This is a genomic window from Streptomyces sp. NPDC002403 (assembly GCF_053593015.1).
Map to the genome: position 1 here is coordinate 1 of NZ_JBSFBQ010000138.1, position 3,657 is coordinate 3,657.

Genomic DNA, 3,657 nt, shown 5'->3' on the forward strand with positions numbered 1-3,657 from the left:
TCGACCCACGCGACTTCGACGACAGATTCGTCAGAACCTGCGCCCCCATGTCGAACTTCATTCAGTCCCCCTGTCCAACCCGAGCAAACAAATGTGCTGGCCATGCCTATCAACTCCGAGAGGCTGAAGCAATCGAAGTCCTCAGGGCTGTGGACAGGCTGTGACATGGTCACGAAGTGCGGCATGGGCAATGAGGTGCGGAAACGGAGCGCTCGACCGGATCACGAGCAACGGGTGCCCTCCCCGCGCGGCCGGGCTCCCGAGGATCTTCCGTCAATCTTCACGCTGTGCACACGATCGTGAGTTCGATGAACGTGGCGGCTTCAGCCCCGGTGATCCCGACGTGGCCGATCTCGTTGTGGCCGAATTCATACAGTCTGAGGTAATCGGCCGGGTCCCGCCGGAGGATGCCGTGCGGCTGTCTCCGGGGAAAGCCCGCCGGCCCCCACGCCGACGGCGTACTACCGCGCGCCCGCAGGCCAGTTCTTCGTAGGCCGGCCCTCTTCGTCCCAACAGCGTTCCGCGAGGGTGGTCGTACCGTCCCCGGAGAACTCCACCTCGACGGCGAGCACACCGTTCGGATGCCATTCCCTGGACACTCCCACCGGACGGCCTTCGCGGGCCGTCCCCTCGGACCGGAGCGTGCCGTCCTTGTACCACTCGCGGCCGGGGCCGTGCTGCACTCCCGCCACGTAGGAGTCCAGGCTGACGACGGCACCGCCCAGGCGCTCCTCGACCTCGCCGGTGAGGAGTTCCCCCCTGTACAGCAGGCGCTGCCCTTGGTCCATGTCGACTTCGGGGTCGTCGATGTCGATTCGGGGGAGCGCCATCACGGAATCCAGTTCTCGGGTCCGGGCCGGCCCTTGAGGGCCGTGGCCGTCAGGATCCGGTGAGCCTCTTCGTCGTCGATTCGATGAATGCGGCGGCCTCGACCCCGGTGATCTCGCCCTCGGCGTCCAGGGCGTCGAGGGTCGCGGGGGCCAGTGTGAGGAAGGGGCGGGCGGAGAGGTTGCTCTCCACCGTCCCGAGCCGCGGCATCGCGCCGTCGAGGTCGATGAACTCCTCGACGAAGTACCCCCCCGCGCTCGTACATGAGCAGAAGCGGCTCATCGGAGCGTGCCGCAGGATGTCAGGGGAACTCCCGGGCTCCCGTCAGGCCATCACCTGCACGCCCAACTTCTGGAGCAGCAGTCGGCAGACCTCGCACGGCTCCGTGGTCCTGCCGTGATCGGGGTGCCCTTGACCACGGATCATCTTGGAGATGATGGCGGATCCCGCGAAGTGCGAAGCGGCTTCGTCGAGCGTGCTCGTGCGGCCGTCGCTCCGCGCGGAGTCGAGCGCCCACAACTGGTCGGACACCAGAGCCGATTCGGCGCAGCGCCCGGTGAACGGCCTGCGTACGTCGGCCGGCAGTGATTCGACGAACGACCGGATGGCGGGGTGGAGATCGGCGGTGCCTTCCCCGACCAGGCTGGTATGGCTGACCACTTGGCCGCCGATCAGCAGGGAGGAGGCGACGGCAGGGAATTGCTCAGACAAAGTAGTCCTCCGCGTCAGGGTCGGGCGCGCCGATCAGGAATCGGGAGAACGCATCCATCGTGTTCTCTCCCAGGTAGTACCCGCCGGTGTGGTGGAGGTGGAAGAAGCGCTCCCTCTCGTCGACCAGGAGAATTCCGTACTCGGAAGACTCGTAACCGACGGGGAAGAGTTCCGTGCCGAGTCCGAATGACAGTTCTTGGATGAGGCGTGCGTCGCCCTCGTACCCGAGGGTCGGATCCATGATCCAGGAGACGTGCTTCACCGTGGGGTGTTCGAGGTGCAGCAGACCGAATGCGTGGATCACATGCACCGCGGCGGGTACCGGACGCAGGGTGCGTCCCTGGCGCTCGGCGTCCTGTACCCGCACCTGAATGAGTTCGTCAGCGCGTTGCCCGATGTCGCGTCCCGGGGACCAGCCGTTTGCGGTGAGCCAGTCGCGTACTTCGGGTGCCAACTGTTCGGAGCTCATTATCCGTTCCGTTCCGTGAACTGGGGTTTTACGAGTGTACTCGGATTCCCAGCTGGGGAAGCACCTGTGCGCAGGTGTCACATGGCGGGAGGAAGGTGTCCTTCTGTCGTTCGAGTACGCCTGTCTTCCGGTTGAAGAGGTCGCCGATCTGGCGTGTATGCATCACGCCGCCTTCCAGCGCCTTCTTTGCGTCGTCGACCGTCCGAATGGTCTTTCCCGTGGGGTCCAGCTGATGCAGTCGGTCGCTTATCAGAGATACCTCGGCGCACTTTCCGTGGCCAAACCCTCTCTTTGCTCCGGGCGTTGAATCAAGCTTTGCGCCTACATCGTTCAGAATTGTTTCGAGGACCTTGTGTGTGTTCGGAAGCTTCTGACCGTGCATTTTCGTGGTGCTGCTGTGCACGGTGATCGTGTTGTCGTGCAGGAAACTTCCGGCACAGCCGGATTCGAGGTGGTTCTGGCCGGGAGGCGCCGCTCCTTCCGGAGCCTTGAGCGCGTCATCGGCGAGGGCGGACGCTTCTCGTTCCAGGACAGGAAGCTGATCCTTCAGGGGAAGGTGGGAGACGTCCAGGGCCGGGCGCCGGTAGTGACGCATCTTGTCCGCGCTCTGACCGTGCCAGTCGGGCTGAGGTTCCAGGGGCTTGCCGTGCGGCCCGTTGCCGGGGCCGTCGCCGCCGGGATGATCGGGGCCGTCGCCGCCGGGGCCGTCGGGGTCGTGCGGGCCGTCGGGGTCGTGGGGGACGCCGTCGTCATGGGGCAGCGCGTCGTCGGACCCGTGGTGCGGGGCGCCCTCGTCCTTGCCGTGGTGTGCGCCGTCGTCGGCATGGTTGCCAGGGGTGTGGTCGTTGGGGTGGGGCGGGTTCGGCTCGTGCGGTCCTGTCGGGCCGTCGTTGTGTCCGCCGTTGTGGGTGCTGGGTGGTTCATGGCTCGCGGAGGGGCCGTGGCCGAGGTCGTCGGCGTGGCCGCCCGGGAGGTGGTCGGCCACTCCCCCGTGGGGGAGGTGGTTGCCCGCGCTGCCGCCCGGGAGGTGGTCTCCGGCGTGGCCGCCGGGGAGGTTGTCGGCGGGGTTGTGGGTGGTGGGCAGGTCGTCGGCGAGGCGGCCGGTGTCACCGAGGTCGCTGCCGAGATGGATGGCGTTGTCGCCCGCGTTCGCGCCGACGTGCGCGACATTGTCGGCGGTGTTGGCGCCGACGCCGACCAGGGCCGGTTCCCTGTCAGGAGTGTGCGGGGTGTTGGTGTCGGTGTGCGGGGTGGTGGGGTTCGTGCCGTCGGTGTGCGGGACGGCGGGGGAGCTCTCCTTCGGCGCGTCCTCGATCTTCTGGACGATGTCGCCGTGTTCGTTGAGGAGGTTGCCGTCGTGGTCGAAGTACTGGACGGGGACGTCGGTGTGGGTGGGGAGTTTGGTGGTGTTCTCGGGCAGGAGAGGGGCGTCGTCGGGGAACTTGACGTTGCCGTCGGGGAGTTTGACCCCGCCCTCGGGGATCGACGCGCCCTCGGGGAGGTGCACGGTGCCGTCGGGGAGCTTGAAGGAGCCCTCGGGCAGGGTGATCGCGTCGTCGGGGAGTTTGGGGATCTCGATGTTGCCGATGCCCTTGAGGCCCTTGGTGATGTCGCCGATCTTGGAGAGGCCGGCGCCGGCGCCCTTGGCG

The 3,657-nt window shown here is 66.8% G+C and carries 5 protein-coding genes; all 5 read right to left on the reverse strand.

From position 1 onward, the window contains the following. Nucleotides 1–461: 461 nt before the first annotated feature. Nucleotides 462–830 (reverse strand): toxin-antitoxin system YwqK family antitoxin, encoded by a 369-nt coding sequence (locus ACWCPY_RS43080; protein ID WP_451274641.1) that lies wholly within the window; start codon nt 828–830, stop codon nt 462–464. Between the two features lie 49 nt (nt 831–879). Continuing rightward, the gene (locus ACWCPY_RS43085; protein ID WP_451274643.1) at nt 880–1,110 is read right to left on the reverse strand and encodes a hypothetical protein; all 231 of its coding nucleotides are present in this window, start codon (nt 1,108–1,110) and stop codon (nt 880–882) included. 42 nt (nt 1,111–1,152) lie between these two features. Next, nucleotides 1,153–1,539 carry a YwqJ-related putative deaminase gene (locus ACWCPY_RS43090; RefSeq protein WP_451274645.1) on the reverse strand — a complete coding sequence of 129 codons (387 nt, stop codon included), beginning with the start codon at nt 1,537–1,539 and terminating at the stop codon, nt 1,153–1,155. After that, entirely contained in the window at nt 1,532–2,008 is a 477-nt protein-coding gene (locus ACWCPY_RS43095; protein WP_451274647.1) for an SUKH-3 domain-containing protein, read from the reverse strand. The genes ACWCPY_RS43090 and ACWCPY_RS43095 overlap by 8 nt, the downstream gene beginning before the upstream one ends. Before the next feature lie 28 nt (nt 2,009–2,036). After that, nucleotides 2,037–3,657: YwqJ-related putative deaminase (locus ACWCPY_RS43100; protein WP_451274649.1), on the reverse strand; the 1,621-nt coding region annotated here is incomplete at its 5' end.

Coding starts and splice junctions, on each gene's coding strand:
- ACWCPY_RS43080 (WP_451274641.1), bottom strand. CDS start 830: ATGGCGCTCCCCCGAATCGACATCGACGACCCCGAAGTCGACATGGAC.
- ACWCPY_RS43085 (WP_451274643.1), bottom strand. CDS start 1,110: ATGAGCCGCTTCTGCTCATGTACGAGCGCGGGGGGGTACTTCGTCGAG.
- ACWCPY_RS43095 (WP_451274647.1), bottom strand. CDS start 2,008: ATGAGCTCCGAACAGTTGGCACCCGAAGTACGCGACTGGCTCACCGCA.